General features: G+C 65.0%; 2 protein-coding genes. Both read right to left on the minus strand.

What is annotated here, in order from left to right; genetic code table 11:
• Window positions 1-31 precede the first annotated feature (31 nt).
• On the minus strand, window positions 32-772 hold the full coding sequence (locus JNW87_RS38045; protein WP_309234161.1) for an ISAs1 family transposase: 741 nt from the start codon (window positions 770-772) through the stop codon (window positions 32-34).
• Window positions 773-799: 27 nt separating this feature from the next.
• Window positions 800-2,010 (minus strand): reverse transcriptase/maturase family protein (locus JNW87_RS38050; protein ID WP_238455404.1); only part of this gene is annotated, 1,211 nt, incomplete at its 5' end.

The following is a 2,010-nucleotide window of genomic DNA, read 5'->3' on the forward strand; positions in this document are numbered from 1 at the left end:
CAGGGCGTTCGCAAGGTAGAGATTTGCCCGTTTACGTGAGTCCAAGCAGTTGTAGGGATCGGTACGGGTTCCGGCTGTTTTGCCGTAGGGCTGGCGCGATCGAGGTGACGCCGTCCAGGCGGAGCAGGCTGATCGCGGTGTTGCGCAGGGTGGCCAGGGCGCGAGGCGCGTTGCCGGCTCGTAGCCGGCCGGCGTCCTCGCGGTAGGTGGTGTCGCGAATGTGGTGAAGGACCTCGATGGCCCAGTGACCTCGTAGCCAGTCGGCCAGGTCGGCGGGTCCGGCCTGGGCTGCGGTGAGGCTGGTGATCGCGTAGACGGTGACGGTGGACCAGCGGCCGTTGGCCGGGTTGTACCGGCGGCGCCGGATCCGCAGGGCCTGGGCCGCGTGGGGGAAGTCTAGGGCGAGGGGCCCGTGGCAGGTGACGGCTTGCAGCCGGCGGATGTCGTGGCGGCCGTGGCCCCGGTCGCGGGTCTCGTCCAGCACGGGGATCTTCGTCCAGGGCAGGGCCTTGACCTGCCGATACAGGCGCGGCTGGTTGCGCTTGACGACGAATAGGTAGCCGGCGTGCTTGTTCTCGACCAGCCAGCGGGCGTGCTCGCGCTGGGTATGCATGGCGTCCGCCGTGATGATCGCCCCGGTCAGCTCCAGGCCGTCCAGCAACGGCACGAACCGGGTGATGTGAGGTGGGCCGCCAGGCGAGGTGCCAGGTGTTGACCTGGCCCTTTTCCCGGCGACCTCCTCCCGAACCGGGCGTGCGAGCTTTCCCCGCACCCGGCTCTCCAGCGATCGTGTCCGTGATTACGCGGTTGGCGTCCTGGCGTGGATGGTTTCGTGGCAGGCGTCGCAGACGATCAACGTCTTGCGGCGCTTGTCTGCCATGAGTTTCATCCATGCTGGACGGTCTGCCTGTCCCGACGGGTCGAGATCGTTGAGTTTGCGCACCTGGTGGACTTGGATGTTGTCGGTGCGTTTACAGATCTCACACACCCCTCGCAGAAGTCGTTGAGCGACTTCCCGGTGGCGGTGCGGTGTCGGGTCAGGGACACGGTCGTATGGCACCGCGTTCCTGTCGCGTGTGAGGGGGATCCCCCCGAACCGTGCCACCAGTGGTTTCCTGCCCGGCCGCTGGACGGTGGCCTCGAAGCACGTTCGTTGTCCTCGCGGTGTGGAGATCTTCGCCCTGTGGCGGGCGGCCATCTTCAACAGCGACGACTTGTGCTTCGCTGCCAGGGTCCGCAGCATCGAGGTTCGCATGAACCATTCGAGCCGGTTGAGCCAGTAGACGTTCCCGGCGAGCAGGTAGTACTGGACGAGCCCTCGGTATTGTGCCCCGAACGTGGCGACGATCGTGTAGTCGTCTTGGTTGATCAGTTCAGGGCGGTGGGCGGGTTTGCCCCGCCGCGCGTACTGAGCGCATTTGGCTTTGATCACCGCGCGGGGGACTCGTAACTTGATCAGCCCGTCGGTCATTTTCCCTCCACCACGTTTGGTCACGCGATGGTCGTGGTGGGCGGTGATCTCGTAGCCGAGGAATCGTGCCGCCTGTGAGCGGGCGTTGGTGATCAGCGTCTTTTCTGCGGACAGTTCCAGCTTGAGTTCCTCGCGCAGGAACTGTGCCAGACGCTGCTTGATCTGCTCGGCTTCGATCTTCGGTCCGGTGAACCCGAGGAGGTGGTCGTCGGCGTATCGGGCATACCTTAACCGCCGGTAGCCTGGATCGTAAGGGTCGCTGGACGGCAGTGGCCGCCGTTGCTGACGTGCTCGGCGCACGACCACACGGTCTCCGCGCCGTCGACCCCGCTCGATCACCCCCGACAACCGGTGATACTCAGGGTTGTATTTCCTGTGTTGTCCTCGGGTGTATTCAGGAATCAATACCTGCTCCACAAAGTGGTCCAACTTGTGCAGGTAGATGTTGGACAGGATCGGGGAGGCTACCCCGCCTTGCGGCACACCGCTGACGGTGGCACCCCAAACCCAGTCCTCCAGGTATCCGGCGTGGAGCATGG

This window comes from Micromonospora sp. ATA51 (genome assembly GCF_016802855.1).
Classification (GTDB): Bacteria; Actinomycetota; Actinomycetes; order Mycobacteriales; family Micromonosporaceae; genus Micromonospora; species Micromonospora sicca.